Annotated in this window: 17 protein-coding genes and 1 pseudogene; 9 read left to right on the top strand and 9 right to left on the bottom strand. The window is 69.8% G+C overall.

The features are described from left to right. Nucleotides 1-20 precede the first annotated feature (20 nt). Nucleotides 21-629, top strand: a complete 609-nt coding sequence (locus ABZX90_RS03125; RefSeq protein ID WP_351119477.1) for a site-specific integrase — start codon at nucleotides 21-23, stop codon at nucleotides 627-629. Between the two features lie 337 nt (nucleotides 630-966). Here the strand turns inward: ABZX90_RS03125 and ABZX90_RS03120 are convergent, their stop codons facing one another. Next, nucleotides 967-1,308 (bottom strand): hypothetical protein, encoded by a 342-nt coding sequence (locus ABZX90_RS03120; RefSeq protein ID WP_351119476.1) that lies wholly within the window; start codon nucleotides 1,306-1,308, stop codon nucleotides 967-969. A 612-nt stretch (nucleotides 1,309-1,920) separates the two neighbouring features. Then, nucleotides 1,921-2,157, bottom strand: coding sequence for a hypothetical protein (locus tag ABZX90_RS03115; RefSeq protein WP_351119475.1), 237 nt, complete (start codon nucleotides 2,155-2,157; stop codon nucleotides 1,921-1,923). A gap of 309 nt (nucleotides 2,158-2,466) precedes the next feature. On the opposite strand from ABZX90_RS03115, the gene ABZX90_RS03110 reads away from it, so the two are divergent. After that, nucleotides 2,467-2,892, top strand: a complete 426-nt coding sequence (locus tag ABZX90_RS03110; RefSeq protein ID WP_355201105.1) for a hypothetical protein — start codon at nucleotides 2,467-2,469, stop codon at nucleotides 2,890-2,892. 290 nt (nucleotides 2,893-3,182) lie between these two features. Further along, nucleotides 3,183-4,625, top strand: coding sequence for a hypothetical protein (locus tag ABZX90_RS03105; protein ID WP_355201103.1), 1,443 nt, complete (start codon nucleotides 3,183-3,185; stop codon nucleotides 4,623-4,625). Here the strand turns inward: ABZX90_RS03105 and ABZX90_RS03100 are convergent. After that, the gene (locus ABZX90_RS03100; RefSeq protein WP_355201101.1) at nucleotides 4,592-5,620 is read right to left on the bottom strand and encodes a hypothetical protein; all 1,029 of its coding nucleotides are present in this window, start codon (nucleotides 5,618-5,620) and stop codon (nucleotides 4,592-4,594) included. The genes ABZX90_RS03105 and ABZX90_RS03100 overlap by 34 nt on opposite strands. Before the next feature lie 629 nt (nucleotides 5,621-6,249). Here ABZX90_RS03100 and ABZX90_RS03095 point away from each other — a divergent pair. Then, on the top strand, nucleotides 6,250-7,179 hold the full coding sequence (locus tag ABZX90_RS03095; protein ID WP_351119471.1) for an oxidoreductase: 930 nt from the start codon (nucleotides 6,250-6,252) through the stop codon (nucleotides 7,177-7,179). Between the two features lie 93 nt (nucleotides 7,180-7,272). Here ABZX90_RS03095 and nirD read toward each other — a convergent pair whose 3' ends face one another. The 3 genes from nirD to ABZX90_RS03080 all read right to left on the bottom strand — a co-directional run bounded on the left by nirD (nucleotide 7,273) and on the right by ABZX90_RS03080 (nucleotide 11,615). Continuing rightward, nucleotides 7,273-7,632 carry a nitrite reductase small subunit NirD gene (nirD, locus tag ABZX90_RS03090; protein ID WP_351119470.1) on the bottom strand — a complete coding sequence of 120 codons (360 nt, stop codon included), beginning with the start codon at nucleotides 7,630-7,632 and terminating at the stop codon, nucleotides 7,273-7,275. Continuing rightward, complete coding sequence (gene nirB, locus ABZX90_RS03085; RefSeq protein ID WP_355201309.1) at nucleotides 7,629-10,220, bottom strand: nitrite reductase large subunit NirB; 2,592 nt, start codon at nucleotides 10,218-10,220, stop codon at nucleotides 7,629-7,631. The genes nirD and nirB overlap by 4 nt, the downstream gene beginning before the upstream one ends. A 111-nt stretch (nucleotides 10,221-10,331) precedes the next feature. Then, the gene (locus tag ABZX90_RS03080; RefSeq protein ID WP_355201098.1) at nucleotides 10,332-11,615 is read right to left on the bottom strand and encodes an FAD-dependent oxidoreductase; all 1,284 of its coding nucleotides are present in this window, start codon (nucleotides 11,613-11,615) and stop codon (nucleotides 10,332-10,334) included. A 157-nt stretch (nucleotides 11,616-11,772) separates the two neighbouring features. Here ABZX90_RS03080 and ABZX90_RS03075 point away from each other — a divergent pair. Beyond that, nucleotides 11,773-12,134 (top strand): annotated as a pseudogene (locus ABZX90_RS03075) (LuxR C-terminal-related transcriptional regulator); the annotation flags it as partial. A gap of 114 nt (nucleotides 12,135-12,248) precedes the next feature. After that, entirely contained in the window at nucleotides 12,249-13,031 is a 783-nt protein-coding gene (locus ABZX90_RS03070; protein WP_355201096.1) for a sulfite exporter TauE/SafE family protein, read from the top strand. A 4-nt stretch (nucleotides 13,032-13,035) separates the two neighbouring features. On the opposite strand, the gene ABZX90_RS03065 is transcribed toward ABZX90_RS03070, so the two are convergent. Continuing rightward, nucleotides 13,036-13,656, bottom strand: coding sequence for a class F sortase (locus ABZX90_RS03065; RefSeq protein WP_351119467.1), 621 nt, complete (start codon nucleotides 13,654-13,656; stop codon nucleotides 13,036-13,038). 183 nt (nucleotides 13,657-13,839) lie between these two features. Continuing rightward, nucleotides 13,840-14,358 carry a hypothetical protein gene (locus tag ABZX90_RS03060; protein WP_351119466.1) on the bottom strand — a complete coding sequence of 173 codons (519 nt, stop codon included), beginning with the start codon at nucleotides 14,356-14,358 and terminating at the stop codon, nucleotides 13,840-13,842. 374 nt (nucleotides 14,359-14,732) lie between these two features. On the opposite strand from ABZX90_RS03060, the gene ABZX90_RS03055 reads away from it, so the two are divergent. Beyond that, nucleotides 14,733-15,341 (top strand): NAD(P)H-dependent oxidoreductase, encoded by a 609-nt coding sequence (locus tag ABZX90_RS03055; RefSeq protein WP_355201307.1) that lies wholly within the window; start codon nucleotides 14,733-14,735, stop codon nucleotides 15,339-15,341. A gap of 225 nt (nucleotides 15,342-15,566) precedes the next feature. Further along, complete coding sequence (locus ABZX90_RS03050) at nucleotides 15,567-16,166, top strand: dihydrofolate reductase family protein (RefSeq protein WP_351119464.1); 600 nt, start codon at nucleotides 15,567-15,569, stop codon at nucleotides 16,164-16,166. A 96-nt stretch (nucleotides 16,167-16,262) separates the two neighbouring features. On the opposite strand, the gene ABZX90_RS03045 is transcribed toward ABZX90_RS03050, so the two are convergent. Continuing rightward, nucleotides 16,263-17,906: a M4 family metallopeptidase gene (locus ABZX90_RS03045; protein WP_355201093.1), complete on the bottom strand. Its 1,644-nt coding sequence runs from the start codon at nucleotides 17,904-17,906 to the stop codon at nucleotides 16,263-16,265. 173 nt (nucleotides 17,907-18,079) lie between these two features. Here ABZX90_RS03045 and cutA point away from each other — a divergent pair, with 173 nt between their 5' ends. Then, nucleotides 18,080-18,406: a divalent-cation tolerance protein CutA gene (cutA, locus tag ABZX90_RS03040; RefSeq protein ID WP_351119462.1), complete on the top strand. Its 327-nt coding sequence runs from the start codon at nucleotides 18,080-18,082 to the stop codon at nucleotides 18,404-18,406. Nucleotides 18,407-18,415: the final 9 nt, after the last annotated feature.

Below are 18,415 nucleotides of genomic sequence, written 5' to 3'. Positions count from 1 at the left end.
GCCTTAAGCTTGGCAATGGAATGAGCAACATCTTTGACTATGGCGGTCGAGACTCCTGCCGCCTAAGGCAAGGCGAGCTGTTCGGTCTGGAGGACGAAGAGCCTGCCGAGACTGTGACGGTCAAACAACAGTTGATCGGTCCCGACAAGGGGGTGCCGTACCTCGGGGAACCGAAGACCAGGCAGAGCTATCGGTCGGTTCCTCAAGGACGTTCGGTCGTAGACGCGATCGCACGGCACCGTGAGGAGTTCCCGGCGCGGGTCGTGTACATCGAGGATCGGACGAACCCCCGGAAGCCCGCATGGCGCCATGCTCGGTTGCTGTACACCAGCGAGACCGGGGGAGCGATTCGGCGTGGGAGCTGGGCGAAGCTGTGGGCTCGCAACGTCAAGCGGGCGAATGCCCACCTGAAGAAGTCAGGCAGCAAGGTTCGTGTCCCCGAGGACACGACGCTGCACGATCTGCGGCACTTCTACGCCTCAGTTCTGATCAAGAACGGGGCGACGCCGAAGCAGGTGCAGATGAGGCTTGGTCATGCCAAGCCATCGATCACGCTGAACGTCTACACCCACTTATGGGAGGCGGAAGAGGATCGGACAGCCAGCATGATGGAGGCGGCTCTCAGCTAGGCCGTTTCGTTTGGATCAGCGGGCTGACCAGATGAAGATGCCTGCGAGGTGGAGTCGGGCGAGGTAGATGGTTGCGGTCTTGATGCCCCTATGGATGCCATGCAACCCCAGACCTGGCCCGGCTTAGGAGTCGAAGTGCGCCGCCCCGACTTCACCGACGCGACGGTGTCCGGCTGCCTCTTGTTCCTCCTGCATATCCAGCCCGACATGCCCGAACTCGCAGCCGTTGGCATCGGGTTCATCGCATTGCGTTGTATCCGGTACCGCCCCCGCGCGGCCCGGGGTCGAATCCCCGGGTAGTCACCGAAGGCTTCCGGCCTGGCCCTGGGGCTCCGAATCACCGCATCCGGAGCCGCGGGGCCCTCGGCATGTCGCCACCGAGACCCGCTTCCGTCGTCGGCTCCGAAGCGCTGCGATGCGCGACCCGCACCCCGCCCTGAGGCCACCAGTACGAGCGGTGCGACACCGACGTCGACCCGTCGGCCTCCAGCAGCACCTGATACGCCGTCCGCCCGTCCGGCCAGTCCTGCCGCGCCACCACCGACGCATGCCGCCACACGCCCGAGACGCGCACCCACAGTGCAGGCAAATCGTCAGGCGGCCACGTCCACACCCGCACCTTCGGGCCATCGCCCTCACGCCACGGCCGCGCCTCCACCGCGTCCTCAGGCGACGGCACGGCCGGCCCCCGGAGCGTCATCCGAGCCGCGCCGAACCAGCACAGTAATCGTTCACGCGTTCGATTCTAGGGCTCGGCAGGTCGGCGCCAGCGGGCCAGGTTGTCGATATATGTCGAAGCCCAGACAGGTGGCGCCGGAACTTGGACGGTGGTCACGCAAATGGCGCCAATTGGCTCCAGGGCAAGACGTTTTCCCGGTGGGCGGCGAAGAGCTGCTGTGAAGAGGCGCAAGAAACGCGTCTGGGCATGGTGACCTTGCTGCGGCGAGGATCCGTGTCAGCCCTGCCGAGCTTTCTACGGGGCCTTCTCTCTGTTCTGAGTGAGGGGTCAACCGGCTTCTCGACGTCGCACCCATGTGCACGGACATGAAAAGGCCTATCAATGCAAGGCAGCTCCAACGGTCCTGGCTGGTTCCACTTGGCCGTAACCGTCACCCTCGTCTTTGGCTGTTTGGCGTACGTCACGTACCAGCACCCAGCTCTCGCCCAGCCGCTCACCGTGGCTTCCGCGATGGTCGCGCTGTTGCTCACGGTGATCCTGGCCATCCGCAAATAGCGGGGCTGTGGCGACCCGGCCCCGCTTCGGGGCCGGGCAGCCGTCGACGGCCGGATATCACAGGGCGCGGATCGTCGCGGAGTCCCAGCGGTAGAACCGCTTGAACGCGACCCGCTCCCCCCAGTCCGGCCAGTCCGGCTCGAAGAACCGCACCGTCACCCACGCCACGGCCCGCCCGTCCGACCCCTCGAAGAAGTACCGCAACGTTCCCGGATGCCACCGGCCACTCACCCGCACCTCGGCATCCCGGTGCGGCCGGACCGGCGCGCCCTCACCGGTGAAACGGTCGGCCATTGCACGGTGCCCTGAGAGTGCCCTCGGGTACGAGGGAACGGCTGACTTCCCAGCTCAGGAAGTCAGCCATCCTCCCTGTGCGGGGGTGCCGCCCCTTCGGGCATGCGGCCGAAGCCGTTCGCGGTGAGCGTTGTCTCCGGGGCCACGTCCAGGAACGGTTCGGTCGTCGTCGGTGATGCCCCGGTGAGGAACAGCCTCGATCGGATCGCTCGGATGGCGGTTGCGGAGCGCTCCTGTGGGTGCGCTTGTCCACGCCGCGTGTTCCGATCGGATCGGCGGGGCCCCGTTCGTCAGAAAGGCTGGAATCCCATGTCAACGTCGACCGATCGCATGGCGGCACTCTCGGAGAAGGCGCGCGAAGCGCAGGAGCAGGTGCAGAACGCGATCTCCGAGGACAGGAAGCGACTGTCGGACTCGGTCACCAAGGCCAAGCAGGTCTCGATACAGAGGGCGGACAAGCTCCAGCACGATGTGTCGGAGAAGAAGGCCGAGGCCTCCGCCTCGCTGGCGGGTGTGGGCAACAAGTGGCAGGAGCACGTCCAGTCCGTGAAGTCCCGCATCGAGGAACGGAAGGCGGAAATCGACGTGAAGCGTGCCGACCGTGCGGCGGACGATGCGGAGTCCTACGCGTTGGACGCGATCGACTTCGCCGCCGCCGCGATCGAGGAGGCCGAGTACGCCACGCTCGACGCGGCGCTGGCCCGTACGGATGCCGACGCCAAACACACGAGGTAATCCGGAACATCAACACGACCCCTCCGAGAATCCTCGGAGGGGTCGTTTTCCCCTTTCAGGGGCTGTGGCTCGGGGCAGGGGTCGAACCCCGGCGACCTACGCCTTCCGCTGCTTGCGCCTCGGCTGACACCCAGGGCCCGTGGGGGCTGCTCGCCGCTCGGTTCCGGGGGCCGAACGGGGTAGCTCCGCGTGCACCGGGCCGTCGCGGGTTCCAGCCTGGGATCATGAGGAGCATCCGTCCCTGGGTCGTTGTCGAACCACCGGACAGCCGTGGGCTGCGGCGAGTCGTCGTGGGCGGAGAGCTGGTGGGCCGTGCCTGGTCGGCGGGCGAACTGCGGAGGATCCTCGGGCGCCTCGGTCACCCCGAGGACCTGGATCTGGACGATCCGGCAACCATCTGCTGGCGCGGAGGCGACAGCGGGACGTGGCCCGACCGCGCGGGGAGAAGGCACGCGGTCACCGTGCTCATGGTGGCCGGGCTGCTCGCGTCCATGGCCCTCAGCGCGGTCGTCGGGTGGCCGGACGCCTTCGGGGCCCTGACCTTCGCGCAGCGGGTCAACGGGGTTCTGTTCGTCCTGTCGGGGGCGGTGCAGGGTGCGGCGGCCGTCGCGGCATTCGACTACGGGGGGAAACGACAGGTCCGTGCCTCTGGGGCGATCGTCCTGCTCGGCGTGCTCATCGCGCTGGCCACCGACAGTCTGCTGCTGTTCATGTGGCTCGAAGAGATGGAGTTCACGCCCTATGTGCTGGTGTTCATGCCCCTGTGGTGCTGGTCTCTGTGGGCGCTGTGCCTGCTTGTGCGCGACAGATCGTGGAAGGAAGTCCCACAGCCCAGGAGGTTCGCGGCCGGAGTGGTCGCCACCGCGCTGCTGACCGGCGTCAGCCTGGCGTATTCGACCATGTACCAACCTGCGGCGGCCCCGATGCACGTCACTCTGAAGGCGGAATTCGGGAAGTCGCGGGTGGATCGTTCGCTCGGGTTTCTCCAGGTACCGGTGACGCTTTACATGAAGAACGCCGGAGGGATTCCGGTGTACATCCTGAACGACAGCTACACGGTCTCCGGCAGAGGGGGTGTCTACTCCAAGAACCCTGCCGACAGGGACCTGATGCGGGAGTGGCGGGAGAGCGCGGGCCAGCGGGGCGAGGACTCGGGGGAAGCGGAGCTCTATGTCGGTCGGCTCGCGTACACCACGATCAGCAGCGGGCATTTCTACGGTCCCGGCAACCGGCTCGAAATCGGGGAGGAATACACGCGCAAGCATGTGGTCCAGCTGCCCAAGGATGCCGGGTACGACATCCTGAGCGTCGACCTGACGATCTCCTACATGAGGAAGGACCGAGGGAAGCTCGGCGTGGAGGAGTTCAAAACCCCTCATTATTCATGGGACGCGCACGACAGGCGATACCACTGCGCCCCGGAAAAGGGGTGTTTCCAGCAGATCTTTTATCACGGGAGAGTGCGACACAACGACAACCTCGTCAATGTGACGCGCAGGCCGCGCTATGTGACGGCGATCTGGTCTCCGGGACGCGACCCCGAGTCGTTCATTTCCCCATTCGATTTCAAAGGGGAGACGGGTTTGGTGCAGGAGGAGAAGAGGGAGCTGGAAAGATATGGGGCCGCGAGGGCACACGTGAGTTTCGAGGTGTCCCTCGCGGAACTGCTGGCTCCTCCACCTGTTCTGCTACCGCCGGGTTACTCGAGCCAGGTCCCGACGCTGACCCCGTAGTCCTCGTCGAGGTAGACGGCGGTCGACTGGCAGTAGGAAGCCCGCGTGCCGATGGCGGGCCACAGGTCGCTCCTAGGGACGATCTTGGCGAGCTCGGTGATGAGCGGTGCGATTTTGATCGGTGCGCGGACGTTTTCGTTGTTCCCCAACTCGGCGAGCACGTCGAGCACGACGTCGCTCTTTTCCTTGGTCTTCCAGAAGTCCTTGACTCCTTCTGGGCCCCAGCTGTCGGGAACCAGGTCCGTCAGCCCCTGGGTGAGTTTGTGCTGTTCCGTCGATTCGAATATGGCGCTGGTGCAGATCTCGGCCGCCTTGCCGAGAGGGCCTTCCGGCCGCCCCTGGTCCGAGGCCGCATTCTCCTGCTGGTCACTCATCCGAGCGGACCGGTCCCGCATGTCGTTTTCGGCTGCGGCGCGGTCCGCCGGTGACGACTTGGGGTCGTTGAACACCTTCAGTGTCTCGTTTTGCTCGTACACGGTCTGAACGAGCTCTTCTCGGTTCTCCGGGGACATTTCCGGGGCGGCGGCGTCGGCCTGCGCGATGCTCATCTGCTTTTCGAACCAGTGAATCTGATCCGTCTGGTGACCCGCTCCGGCCGAGTCGGCCAGCCCTCCCGAAATCGACATCAGCTGTCCCTGCAGCTCCGCCGGCGTCTGGGGGTCACAGATCATGTCCAGCGCGGCTGTCGTGCGCTTCATGACCAGGAGGACAGAGGACCGCGTCTCGGACGGCACCTGCGAGTCGTAACCCACCTTCAGCGCGGAGGACACCTGCTCCACGAGTGCGGTCAGCTGTTCCCGAAGCTTCGGAGGTGTGCTGTCGTCACCGGTGGCTGTCAGCGCGGTGGTCAGGTGTCTGACGCTCTCGATGACCCCTTGCCTGTCCCGCAGCGACGTCCCGGGGGCCTTGACCGCTTCGAGAGTGGTGGCCAATTCGTCAACAGTCGGCGCGAGTTCCTCGGGAACGTCTCCCTTCGTCTCGTCCAGGAGCGTCATGACGTCTTCGATCTGTTCCGTCTGTTCCGCAGGGGGGGTGGTGCTCCCTTGGCCTGTGTCACCGGAACCCGGCGGCTGTGACGACTCGTCAGCGGTCGGTGTGTGCCCCGGATCCGACGACGACGCATCGCCCGGTGCGGACGTGGTGCCGGTGGGCGTAGGCGTGCCGTTCGGTGCGGAGGTGGTGCCGGTGGGCGTGGGCGTGCCGTTCGGCGTCGACGCGGGAGGCGGCTTGTCCCCCGGTGAAGGAGGCGGTGTTGTCCCAGCCGCCGTTCCGCTCGCGCCGGGGGCCTGAAGCGCTGATATCGCACTTGTCAGACCTGCGGGAAATGCGAGCGTCGCAGCCAGGAGGGATGCGTTGACGCTGTGGACGGCCCGTCGCCGGGAGGTTCTGGCCATGATGGTTCCAGATGCGCTTGGCGTGGTGCTTGCTTCATCCGTTGCGGACCGGCCCCTGTATCCACTGTTCACCCGGTCGGTGCACCCCGCAACGCGGACGCCGGGCCCGGTGTTGTCCTTCGGACCGCGTCCTGGTCGACTCCGATGGGAGTCGTCGGTCCCCGCCCGTGAGATATGCCGGGCGGGCCGGTGCTCGTAGGGTGGGGCCGAGGCAGCGGGAGGAGCAGGGCATGGGTGGCTGGAGCGCCAAGGACATACCCGGGCAGCGGGGGCGGGTCGCCGTCGTCACCGGGTCCAACAGCGGGCTCGGTTTCGTCACCGCGCGCGAACTGGCGCACCGCGGGGCCCGGGTGGTGCTCGCCTGTCGCAGCGAGACGCGCGGCAGGGCGGCGGCCGACCGTATTGCCGCCGAAGTGCCCGGCGCCGAGGTGGAGTTCGCCGCTCTCGACCTCGGGGACCTCGCGTCCGTAAGGGAGTTCGCGGACTCCTTCTCCTACGACCGCCTCGACCTGCTCGTCAACAACGCGGGGGTGATGGCGCTGCCGTACGGGACGACGGCGGACGGGTTCGAGACGCAGTTCGGCGTGAACCACCTTGGGCACTTCGCGCTCACCGGACTGCTGTTCCCGGTGATCGCCGAGACGCCCGGCGCGCGGATCGTCACCCTGTCGAGCATGGTCCACGCGCTCTCGAACATCGACATCGACGATCTCAACAGCGAGAAGGGGGCCTATCGCCGCTGGATCGCCTACGGCCGGTCCAAGACCGCCAACCTCCTCTTCACGCACGAGCTCGCACGGCGGCTGTCCGCCGCCGGATCCGACGTCGTCGCGGCCGCGGCGCACCCCGGGTACGCCTCCACCAACCTGCAGACCGCAGGGCCCCGGCTGGAGGGGCGCAAGGGCGCCGAGCGGCTGATGGAGATCGGCAACCGCGTCTTCGCGCAGAGCGCCGAGGCCGGGGCCCTGCCGTCGCTGTACGCGGCCACCGCGCCCGGCGTGCGGCCCGACACCTTCGTCGGACCGTCCTTCGCGATGTGGCGCGGCTCGCCCGCGACGTCCTGGCGGGCCCGCTGGACCCGCGACGACACCGCGGGAGAGCGGCTCTGGACCGCCTCGGAGCGGCTGACGGGCGTCACGTACGAAGGGCTCAAGGGCTGACACCCGCGACACCCGTCCCCGGGAGCCGAGGGGCGGGGTGGGGCCGAGGGGCGACGCGGTCCGGGTCCGGGGCGGTCCGGGTGGGTGCCCGGTTCAGGCCGCCCGCACCTCGTACGTCGCCACGCGTACATCCTCGTCGTCCAGGCACCGCCCCGACTCCAGGTCGAAGCGCTGCTTGAGCAGCGGGGAGGCCACGAACGGGCGGCCCTGGTGGGTGCCGGTCAGTCCGCGGGAGAGCACCGCGGCCCCGGTGAACGGATCACGATTGTCGATGGCGTACGTCCGCCCCGCGCGGTCGGTGAACAGGGCGGCCTGACGGCCGTCCGGAAGGAGGGCGGCGACGCCCCGTCCCGGGGTCAGCAGGGACAGCTCGCAGATCGTGAACCAGTCGTCCTCCAGCAGGAGTTGGAGGCTGAGGGCCGTCGTCCGGGTCGTCTCGGGTGCCAGGGTCATCGCTGGGCACTTCCTTCCAGGGCTTGCAGGACTGGGGTCTCCCCTGCTCGAGCGGAGCCGAGAGCTTGGGGACGGTGTCCGATGGTCAGCAGCGGCAGGTCGGGCTTGATCTGGTCGCGCTCGGGAACGAAGCCGACGACCGGGTCCGGGGTGTCCGGGGCGTTCACGAAGGACACGAAGCGGGACAGCCTCTCCGGGTCGTTGATGGTCTCGGCCCACTCGTCCCGGTAGTTCGCGACGTGCGCGGTCATCAGCGACTCCAGCTCCTCGCAGATGCCGAGGGAGTCCTCCACCACCACCTCCCGGACGTGGTCCAGGCCGCCGGGAATCCGCTCCAGCCAGGTCGAGGTGCGCTCCAGACGGTCCGCCGTGCGGATGTAGAACATCAGGAAGCGGTCGATGAGGCGGATCAGTTCGGCGTCGCTCAGATCCTGTGCCAGCAGGTCCGCGTGGCGCGGGGTCGCGCCGCCGTTGCCGCCGACGTACAGGTTCCAGCCGTTGGAGGTGGCGATGATGCCGAAGTCCTTGGACTGGGCCTCGGCGCACTCGCGGGCGCACCCGGAGACCGCCGACTTGAGCTTGTGCGGGGAGCGCAGACCCCGGTAGCGCAGCTCCAGGTCGATCGCCATCCGGACCGAGTCCTGCACGCCGTACCGGCACCAGGTCTGCCCGACACAGGACTTCACCGTCCGCAGCGACTTCCCGTACGCGTGCCCGGACTCGAAGCCGGCGTCCACCAGCCGCGCCCAGATCAGCGGGAGTTGCTCCACCCGCGCGCCGAACAGGTCGATGCGCTGACCGCCCGTGATCTTCGTGTAGAGCCCGAAGTCCCGTGCCACCTCGCCGATCACGATGAGTTTCTCGGGAGTGATCTCGCCGCCGGGGATGCGCGGCACGATCGAGTACGAGCCGTTCTTCTGGAGGTTGGCGAGGAAGTGGTCGTTGGTGTCCTGGAGCGCTGCCTGTTCGCCGTCGAGGACATAGCCGCCGGCGCCGATCGTCGGGGCCAGGGAGGCGATGATCGAGCCGACGGCGGGCTTGCAGACCTCGCAGCCGTCACCGCCCCGGGCGTCCTCGCGGCCGTACCGGTCGAGCAGTGTCCGGTACGAGGTGATCCGGAGCGCCAGGACGATCTCGTACAGCTCCTCGCGGGTCCGACCGAAGCAGCCGCACAGTCCGTGGTCGACCTCGACACCGCTCGCGGTCAGTTCCTCGTTGACGAGCTGACCGAGGACCTTGACGCAACTCCCGCAGCCCGTACCGGCCTTGGTGCACTTCTTGACCTCGGGGACGGTCGTGCAGGAGTGCTCGGTGACCGCACCTCGGATCGTGCCCTTGGTGACGTTGTGGCAGGAGCAGATGACCGCGGAGTCGGGGAGGGCGGAGGGGCCGAGGGCCACCGGGGCGCCCGCGCCCGCAGGCAGCACCAGCTGCTCGGGGGCGATCGGCGGCACCGTGCCGGTGAACGCGCGCAGGGTGCCGTAGGCGTCCGCGTCACCGACCAGGATGCCGCCGAGGAGCTGCCCGTCGCGGCCGATGACCAGCTTCTTGTAGGTGCCCGAGCGCGAGTCCGAGTAGACGACGTCGAGGCAGTCGGCGGTGGCCCCGTGCGCGTCGCCGAAGGAGGCGACGTCGACACCGAGGAGCTTCAGCTTCGTCGACAGGTCGGCGCCGGTGAAGCTCGCCTCGTCGGCGGCGATCGTCGCGGCGGCCGTCGCGGCCATCTCGTAGCCGGGCGCGACGAGTCCGTACACCCGGCCGTCGGCGGCGAGGGCGCACTCGCCGATCGCGAACACGGACGGGTCGGAGGTGCGGCACTGCTCGTCGACCGTGATGCCGCCGCGCTCGCCGACCGTGAGTCCCATGTCACGGGCGAGCTGGTCGCGCGGACGGACTCCCGCCGAGAACACCACCAGATCCGCGCCCAGTTCGGACCCGTCGGACAGTTTCATGCCGGTCACGGCGCCGTCGTCGCCGGTGACGATCTCCTGGGTCCCCGTGCCGGTGTGCACGCTCAGGCCCATGTCCTCGATGGTGCGCAGGAGCGCGGCGCCGCCGCCGTCGTCCACCTGCACCGGCATCAGACGCGGCGCGAACTCCACGATGTGCGTGGTCAGTCCGAGCCCCTTGAGCGCGCCGGCCGCCTCCAGGCCGAGCAGCCCGCCGCCGACGACGGCGCCGGTCGTCGCCCGCGCCTTCGCGTACTCCTCGATGGCGAGCAGATCCTCGATCGTGCGGTAGACGAAGCAGCCCTCGGCGTCCTTGCCGGGGACCGGCGGTACGAAGGGGTAGGAGCCGGTGGCGAGGACGAGGGTGTCGTAGCCGACCGTCAGACCGGACCGGGCGGTCACGGTGCGCGCGTCCCGGTCGATCGACTCGGCCGGATCGCCGAGATGCAGCTCGATGCCGTGCTCCTTGATGAACTCCCCGTCCGTGAGCGAGAGTTCGTCGGGCGTGCGGCCCGAGAAGTACGAGGTGAGCTGGACCCGGTCGTAGGCCGGGCGGGGCTCCTCGCAGAGCACGACCACGCGGTGCGTGGCGGTCAGGCCGCGTTCGGCGAGCGACTCCAGGAAGCGCTGGCCGACCATGCCGTGGCCGACGAGCACGATCGTGTGCGCGTTCCCGGCCGCGGCGTCCGGGGCCGTCGCCGTCCCTGTCGTCGCATTCGCCGCCGTCATCGTCGTCGTGTCCGGGGACATTCAGGAGCCTCCGTCGTTGGTGAGCAGGTGGAGCAGCGGTGCGCCGTCCGCGGGGAGCGGCTCCGCTCCCTCCCAGGCGCGGGCGAGGGCACCGACGGTGCCGAGTTCGCCGACGAGCACGCCACCGACCAGCCGGTCGTCGCGGACGACGACCTTGCGGTAGGTGCCGCGGGTGGCGTCGGCGAGCTGGACCACGTCGTCGCCGGGCAGGGGATCGGTCTCGCCGAACGCGGCGAGGTCGAAGGGGGCGGTGCCGCCCGCCAGGGTGAGGCGGGTGAGGGAACGGGTGCCGGTGTAGCGGGCGGGGGCGCCGGTGTCCGCGCGGTGCGCCGACAGGGCCTCGGCCGCTATCGACTCGGCGAGGACATCGGCCTGTTCGAGGGCAGCGGTCGCCAGGCCGTAGACCGTTCCGTCGTGCTGGGCGCAGTCGCCGACGGCCCGGATACGGGGGTCGGACGTCCGCAGTTCGTCGTCGACGAGGATGCCCTTGTGGACGGCGAGTCCCGCGTCCTGGGCGAGGCCCGTGCGGGGATGGACGCCGCAGGCCAGCACGACGAGGTCGGCGCCGAGGGCGTACCCGTCGGCCATCTCGACCGAGCGGACCGCGCCGCCGACCGAGCGCACGTCGCGTACCCGGCACTCGGTGTGCACCTCGACGCCCAGGTCCGTGAGGTGCCGGCGGACCAGACGGGACGCGGCCGGGTCGAGCTGGCGCTCCATGAGCCGTTCGGCCTGCTGTGCCAGCACCACCTGGGCCCCGCGCAGGGCCAGCGCCCGGGCGGCCGACACCCCGAGCAGGCCGCCGCCGATCACGACGGCTCGGGTGCCGGGCCGGACGGCCTTCGACAGGCCCAGGCAGTCGTCCATGGTGCGGAACGCGTGGACGCCTTCGGGGAGTTCGTGCCCGCCCTGGGCGAACAGGCCGCGCAGCGGCGGGAGTACGGGGTTGGAGCCGGTCGCGAGAACCAGCGTGTCGTATGCGATCACCGCGCCGTCCGCGCAGTGCAGGGTGCGTGTGGCGCGGTCGATGCGGGTGACCCGGGCCCGGGTGAGACGGTCGGCGCCGGGAAGGGCGATCACCTCGGGGGCGTACCGTCCCGCCAGGACCTCGGCGAGCAGCACGCGGTTGTACGGGGCGTGGTCCTCGTCGCCGATCAGCGTGACGGAGACGGGGGAGACGGCGGACCGGGCGCCGCCGGTCGCGCCGAGCTCGTCGAGCCGCCGGGCGAGCCGGACGCCCGCGAGTCCGGCGCCGATCACCACCACACGCGTATTCGAGGTCATGTCCACACCGTGCGGTGCCGGTGTTACCCGGTGGCATCACGTCTGTTTCCCGGGAGGAACGCTGCCCTCAGCGGGGGCGGGACCGCAGTGTGAGGGTTCGGGGGGCCGGTGCGGGGCGGGCTGTGAGGGTTCGGGGGCGGGGACGACGGCGGGACCCGGCCGGGCCGCGGGGTTCGGCTGTCTCCTCAAGGAACGCGTCGTCGACATCGGCGAGTTCGTGGACGCCATGGAGCGGGTCGCCGCGGGCGGTACGGCCCTCGACCCCGAGGTCGTCTCGCAGTTGTTCGGCGCGAGCCGTCGCGTGCGGGCCCTCGACGCCCTCACACCCCGCGAGCGCGAGGTCCTCGCCTGATGGCCGAGGGCCGCACCAACCACGGGATCGCCGCCGCCCTCACCGTCTCCGAACGCGCCGTCGAGAAACACATCGCCAACATCTTCCTGAAGCTCGACCTGCCCCCGTCGGACACCGGTCACCGGCGGGTCCTCGCGGTCCTGCGCTACCTGGACTCGGTGGGCTGAGAGCCCGGACCGGCGGACGCGCCCCCGGGAGGCCGCTGGTGCGAACCTCTGAACTCGCTCAAGGTTCCCAAGATCGATGGACGGCACATCTACCGTGTCCATAGGGTCGCGATCATGCCCGACATATCGCTGACCATGGTTCTTGTGCTCTGCGCCGCCGCCCTGGCGGCCGGTTGGATCGATGCCGTGGTCGGCGGCGGAGGGCTGCTTCTGCTGCCCGCCATGCTGCTCGGGCTGCCCGGTGGCACCCCGGCGGCGTACGCGCTCGGCACGAACAAGGCGGTGGCGATCGTCGGCACGACGGGGGCCGCGGTGACGTACGCGCGGAAGGCGCCGGTCGACGTGCGCCTCGCCGTACGGATCGGGCTCGCGGCGCTCGTCGGTTCGACGGCGGGGGCGTTCGTCGCGGCCGGGCTGAGCACCGAGGTGCTCAAGCCGGTCGTCATGGTCGTCCTGGTCGGCGTCGGCACCTTCGTGATCCTGCGGCCCGCCTTCGGTACGGCGCCGCCGACCACCCCGGTCTCCCCGCGCCGCGTCCTCGCCGCGATCGGCCTCGCGGGCCTCGGCATCGGCTTCTACGACGGGCTCATCGGCCCCGGCACGGGCACGTTCCTCGTCCTCGCCCTCACCGCCCTGCTCCACCTCGACCTGGTGACCGCCTCCGCCACCGCCAAGATCGTCAACTGCTGCACCAACGCGGGCGCCCTCGCGACCTTCGCCTGGAAGGGCACGGTGTTCTGGCAGCTCGCCGCCCTGATGGCCGTGTTCAATCTGGCGGGCGGCATGGTGGGGGCGCGGACCGCGCTCAAGAAGGGCAGCGGGTTCGTCCGGGTGGTGCTGCTGACGGTGGTGTTCGCGCTGGTGGCCAATATGGCGTACCAGCAGTGGCTCGCCTGAACGCTCAGCGGCTGCCGGTGAGGTGGGCGAAGACGACCACGTTCCCCTGGTAGCCCGTCGTCTCCGAGTAGCCGCCGCCGCAGGTGATGACGCGCAACTCGGGCCGCCGCGCGGCGCCGTACACCTTCGCGTCGGGGAAGGCGCGGGAGTCGTACACCTCGACCGCGTCGACGGTGAAGACGGCCGTTCTGCCGTCGAGCCGGTCCACCTCGACGGTGCTGCCTTTGCCGAGGGAGCCCAGGTCGTAGAAGACGGCGGGGCCGTCGGCGTTGTCGACGTGCCCGGCGACGACGGCCGTGCCGCGCTCACCGGGGCTGGTCCCGGCGTCGTACCAGCCGGCCAGGTTCTTCTTCTCGGCGGGCGGCACGTTCAGGCTGCCCTGCGGGGTGAGGCCGAGGCCCATCAGAGGGGCGTCCACACCGATCGCGGGGATGCGGATGCGGCTCGGCGGGGAGTGCGGCATCGCGGGGGCGACGGACCGCGCGCGGTCCCCGGCGGTCGCCGCCTGGGCCGCGGACGGCTGGGGTGGCGGGTGCGCCTCGGAGCCGCTGCGCAGCAGCCAGGCGCCGGAGCACAGGGCCACGGCGGTGACCGACGCTATGGCGACATTGCTGACCCGGCGCACGCGAGCCTCCTCACGGGGTCCTTTCCGGGGCCGGGGCCGGCCGGGCCCGACGGCTGGGTGCTGATGGGGATGCTGATGGGGTGCTGAGAGGGTCGGTCCCGTCCCCCTCCGGGCCGCGAGGGGCGTCGGGCCACGGAGGGGGAGGGACGGCGGTACCGGCGGACGGACGGCGGAGGGTGTCCGTCAGATCCCGTCGCCTCTCGCCCGGCGATGCAGGAGCCAGGTACCGCCCGCGGCGGCGACGGCCAGCGCCGCCACTCCCGCCGCGGTCTGTACGGGGTCGGGGCCCAGCGCGCCGCCGACACCGGTGTTCACATGCCCGCGCGGCTGGATCTGCTCGCGCGTGGAGGTCAGGGTCACCAGCAGGTCGCCGGTGACCCGCCGGCCCTGGGAGCACCTCGCGACGATCTCGTACGTCCCCGGCTGCGCGCTCGGCGGTACCCGGAACTGGCCGATCACGTCCTGCTCGTGGGCGCTGGCGGCGAGTGTGAAGGTACCGGCGCCCACCGCGCCGGCGTCCCCGGTCGCGGTGCCGTCCGCACCGCAGGCGGCCGTGTTGACCGTTACTTCGGCCCCCGGGACGACGGTGGAGGGGAACACCTCCAGGCTCCCGCTGTCATCGCCGTACACGGGCGCGGTGGCCAGACCCGCGGCGGCGACGGCCAGCGCGGTGCCGGTCAGCAGACGGGCGGTACGTCGCATGGTGCTAGCTCCTCCGAGGGGGCACGGCCCGCGACACCCCCAAGTGCCGCTGCGTCGGTCGTGCCCCTGCCCTTCCGAGGTAAGTGGCACATGACCGCGCCCGCTCTCTGATGGAGTGTCAGAAACGATGTGAACGGGTGTCAGGCGGGCGGCCGGAAAAGGCGGAACCCTCGGTATTCCGGCAGGTCATCGGTGTGTGCCGGGCGTGTCGTACAAGAGAACCCGAAGGGTGGAGGGCCGGGGGTGTGAACGGGTGACCGGTGCTCGCGCGAGGATCGGGGCCGACACGGCCCGGGCTTGACCTCAAGAAAGGTTGAGGTGTGAGGCTGTCCGTCATGAAGACAGTCACAGCCGAAAACACCGTCCCCGAGCCGATGTCCGAGCCGATGTCCGAGCCGATGTCCGAGTCGCCCGTACGGGTCGCCGTCGTCATCGGCAGCAATCGTGAGGGCCGTTTCGGTCCCGTCGTCGCCACCTGGCTGCTGGACCGGATCGGCGAACGGGACGACTTCCTGCCCGAGGTCCTCGACGTGGCCTCCGTCGAGCTCCCGACGGCTCTGTCCCACTCCCCGTCCCCCGCGGTGGCCGCCGAACTGGCGAAGGTGACCCCCGCCCTCGCCGACGCGGACGCCTTCGTCGTCCTCACCCCCGAGTACAACCACTCCTTCCCCGCCGGCCTGAAGAACCTCATCGACTGGCACTACGGCGAGTGGCGGGCCAAACCCGTCGCCCTCGTCTCCTACGGCGGTGTCTCCGGAGGTCTGCGGGCCGTGGAGCACCTCCGTCAGGTCTTCGCCGAACTGCACGCGGTGACCGTGCGGGACACGGTGTCCTTCCATGGGGCGGGCGCCGCCTTCGACGAGGCCGGCCACCCCCGCGACCCCGTGGGCCCCGCGGCGGCGGCGAAGACGATGCTGGACCAACTGGCCTGGTGGGCCAGGGCATTGAGGGATGCCAAGGGGAGGCGGCCGTACGGGGCCTGAGGGCCGCTCGGGCCCGGGTCGGCCCGTAGGGTGGCGAGGCGGAGCTGCGGCACGACCCGGGCGGTCGGCCCGAAGGCGCGCCAGAATGTGTGCCGCGTCACACCATGGCGTCGGCCGGGAGCGATGATTTCGGAGCGGTGCGCCGGTCTTCACCGACGTAACCGAACGCGAGAGAAGAACGACCGCGTGACGTGGTCGAGACACAGCGACGAGGAGCGAGTCCCCATGCGCATCGTGATCAGCGAGTTCATCAGCCTGGACGGTGTCGTGCAGGCGCCCGGCGGTCCCGAGGAGGACACCGACGGCGGGTTCGCGCACGGCGGCTGGTCCCACCCGTACTTCGACCCGGAGGTCGTGGGCGGCGCGTTCGCGGCGGGGCTCTCCAGCGCCGAGGCGCTGCTGTTCGGGCGCCGCACCTGGCAGACGATGGCCGGTGCGTGGCCCGAGCGGGCGGGAGATCCGTTCGCCGACCGGATGAACTCCCTCCCCAAGTACGTGGTCTCCAGCACCCTCGGGGAGGCGGAGCTGTCGGCCTGGGAGAACACCACGCTCATTCCCGGCGACGCGAGTGTCGCCCGCATCCGAGAGCTGCGCGCGACCGGTGACGGCGACCTCGCGATGATGGGCAGCCCCACCCTCGTACGCACCCTGCTGGCCGAGGGCCTGGTCGACGAGCTTCAGCTGATCCGTATGCCGGTGATGCTCGGCGGCGGCAAGACGATCTTCCCCGAGGACGGCATGAAGCGCCCGCTCGTCCACGTCTCCACGGTCACCGCGAAGACCGGCGTGGACGTGAGCGTGTACCGGCCGGCGGACAGGCCCTAGGACACGCCCTGGGGCGAGCCGTGGGCAGGCGAATCCGGCGGCGCCTGCCCACGGGGACCGGAGGGGGTGTCCGGGTCGAAGGGTGTCCAGGGCCGGTCAGGCCACGGAGACCGCCGACCAGGCCGCCGCCACGGCGTTGTACTCGGTGCTGCCCGCGCCGTACAGGTCCTTGGCCGCGTTCAGCGTGGCGGTGCGCGCGCCCGCGTACTTCGTCGACGAGGTCATGTAGACCGTCAGCGCGCGGTACCAGATCTTGCCCACCTTGTCGTGCCCGATGCCGGACACCGTGGAGCCGTTGCAGGTGGGGGAGTCGTAGCTGACGCCGTTGACGGTCTTCGCCCCGCTGCCCTCCGAGAGGAGGTAGGCGAAGTGGTTGGCGACGCCGGAGGAGTAGTGGACGTCGAGGTTGCCGACCGAACTGCTCCAGCAGTCGGCCGAGTTGCCGTCCCTGGAGGGCTTGTCCATGAAGCGGAGGGCCGGCTTGCCGAAGCCGGAGCGGACGATCTTCTCGCCGATCAGATAGTCACCGGCATCCGAGGCGTTGCCCGCGTACCACTCCACCATGGTGCCGAAGATGTCGGACGTCGCCTCGTTCAGGCCGCCGGACTCGCCCGAGTACGTCAGCGCGGCCGTCTTCGAGGTGACGCCGTGCGACATCTCGTGCCCGGCGACGTCCAGCGCGACCAGCGGCCCGAACGTCGAGCCGTCACCGTCCCCGTACGTCATGCAGAAGCAACTGTCGTCCCAGAAGGCGTTGTTGTAGTTGCTGCCGTAGTGCACGCGGTTGTACGACCCCTTGCCGTCACCCGCGATGCCGTTCCTCCCGTGGACGTTCTTGTAGTAGTCCCAGGTCTCATTGGTGCCGTACTGCGCGTCCACCGCGGCGGACGAGCGGTCCGCCGTGGCGCCGGTGCCCCAGTGGTTGTCCGCGTCGGTGAAGAGCGTCGCGGGCGCCCGGCTGATGCAGATCCCGAAGATGCACAGGTCCGTCTTGTTCGCCGCGTCGCCCGTGTACGTGTTCCCGCGCGTCGGGTCCTTCAGCTGGTACGTCGATCCGGACAGCGTCGTCTCCAGCGGAACCGTGCCGCTGTAGAGCGAGTTGCCGTCCCCCGTCGCCGTCTCGATGCTGTCCCACGCGTCGATCCGGGCGCCGGTGCGGGCGTCCGTCAGGATCGTGCGGGCGACCGGGTTGCCGAGCGAGTCCTGGGCCACCGCGTCGGTGCGCCAGGCGAGCCTCGGGGTCCCGTGGAGGGCGTCGACGACCAGGCGCGGCTTGGCCGTCACCTTCTTCAGCGGCTCGCCCGGGTTGGCGGCGCGCAGCGCGCTCACCGCCAGGCCGGCCGCCTCCGGGGCGGACAGCCGGGGGGTGACGCTGCTCAGGGAGATGGCCTTCCTCGTCGCGCGGTTCGCGCTGCGGTACGCGCCGTCCGGGGCCAGATGGACCACGAAGTCACCGCCGAGCACCGGGAGTTCACGGTAGGTCCGGTCGTAGCGCACATGCTGGGTGCCGTCCTTGTCGACGACGACGTCCCGCACGGAGGTGTTCTGCGCGGAGGTGAGGCCCAGGTTCGTGGCCTGGGCCACCAGCGCCGAGGCGGCACTCGCGATCGCGCTGGCCCGGTTCGGCCTGCTGTCGGCGTGCGCGCCGGGGGCGAGCGCGGCGGCCAGCAGGGTGGCCGTGATCACGGCTGCGCCGACGGCGGCGGGAGAGGAACCTCGGATGTGCCGTATTCGACTCATCGGTCTCCTTGGGAAGGCGCCTTGGGGAGGGCGCGCGTGGGGGGTGGCGCGTGGAGGGGCGCTGAAACTGACTTAGATTTAAAGGTCCATGACATGTCATGTCCATAGCGCCTGCTCGGTGCGTACCGGATGCGGCGAGAATCGTTTCCGTACCCTCACGAATGGAGACCAGCATGGAATCGCCGGCCTGCCTGGCCGTCCTGACCACGACGGATGCCGCCGAGAAGGCCGCGGAGCTGGCCCGAGGCGCGGTGGCCGCGCGGGTCGCGGCCTGTGCGCAGATCTCGGGTCCTGTCACCTCCGTCTACCGCTGGGAGGGCGCCGTGCGGACCGACTCCGAGTGGCAGATCCAGTTCAAGACGACCGCGGCGCGCTACCCGGCGCTGGAGGCGTATCTGCTGGACGCCCACGACTACGACACACCCGAGATCATCGCGACCCCGATCGTGGCGGGAAACCCGGACTATCTGCGCTGGCTGGAGGAGGAGACGTCCTCTTGAACACGCCGG

Origin of the sequence: Streptomyces sp. NPDC002935 (assembly GCF_040611295.1) — a bacterium.
Taxonomy (GTDB): Bacteria; Actinomycetota; Actinomycetes; order Streptomycetales; family Streptomycetaceae; genus Streptomyces.
Note: the sequence above shows the minus strand (reverse complement) of the source record. Positions and strands in the feature narration are given on the sequence as shown.

Coding starts and splice junctions, on each gene's coding strand:
- ABZX90_RS03045 (WP_355201093.1), bottom strand. CDS start 17,906: ATGAGTCGAATACGGCACATCCGAGGTTCCTCTCCCGCCGCCGTCGGC.
- ABZX90_RS03060 (WP_351119466.1), bottom strand. CDS start 14,358: ATGCGACGTACCGCCCGTCTGCTGACCGGCACCGCGCTGGCCGTCGCC.
- nirB (WP_355201309.1), bottom strand. CDS start 10,220: ATGGTCGGCCAGCGCTTCCTGGAGTCGCTCGCCGAACGCGGCCTGACC.
- cutA (WP_351119462.1), top strand. CDS start 18,080: ATGGAATCGCCGGCCTGCCTGGCCGTCCTGACCACGACGGATGCCGCC.
- nirD (WP_351119470.1), bottom strand. CDS start 7,632: ATGACCCTGGCACCCGAGACGACCCGGACGACGGCCCTCAGCCTCCAA.
- ABZX90_RS03125 (WP_351119477.1), top strand. CDS start 21: ATGAGCAACATCTTTGACTATGGCGGTCGAGACTCCTGCCGCCTAAGG.
- ABZX90_RS03110 (WP_355201105.1), top strand. CDS start 2,467: ATGTCAACGTCGACCGATCGCATGGCGGCACTCTCGGAGAAGGCGCGC.
- ABZX90_RS03070 (WP_355201096.1), top strand. CDS start 12,249: ATGCCCGACATATCGCTGACCATGGTTCTTGTGCTCTGCGCCGCCGCC.
- ABZX90_RS03115 (WP_351119475.1), bottom strand. CDS start 2,157: ATGGCCGACCGTTTCACCGGTGAGGGCGCGCCGGTCCGGCCGCACCGG.
- ABZX90_RS03095 (WP_351119471.1), top strand. CDS start 6,250: ATGGGTGGCTGGAGCGCCAAGGACATACCCGGGCAGCGGGGGCGGGTC.
- ABZX90_RS03050 (WP_351119464.1), top strand. CDS start 15,567: ATGCGCATCGTGATCAGCGAGTTCATCAGCCTGGACGGTGTCGTGCAG.
- ABZX90_RS03100 (WP_355201101.1), bottom strand. CDS start 5,620: ATGACGCTCCTGGACGAGACGAAGGGAGACGTTCCCGAGGAACTCGCG.
- ABZX90_RS03055 (WP_355201307.1), top strand. CDS start 14,733: ATGTCCGAGCCGATGTCCGAGCCGATGTCCGAGTCGCCCGTACGGGTC.
- ABZX90_RS03080 (WP_355201098.1), bottom strand. CDS start 11,615: ATGACCTCGAATACGCGTGTGGTGGTGATCGGCGCCGGACTCGCGGGC.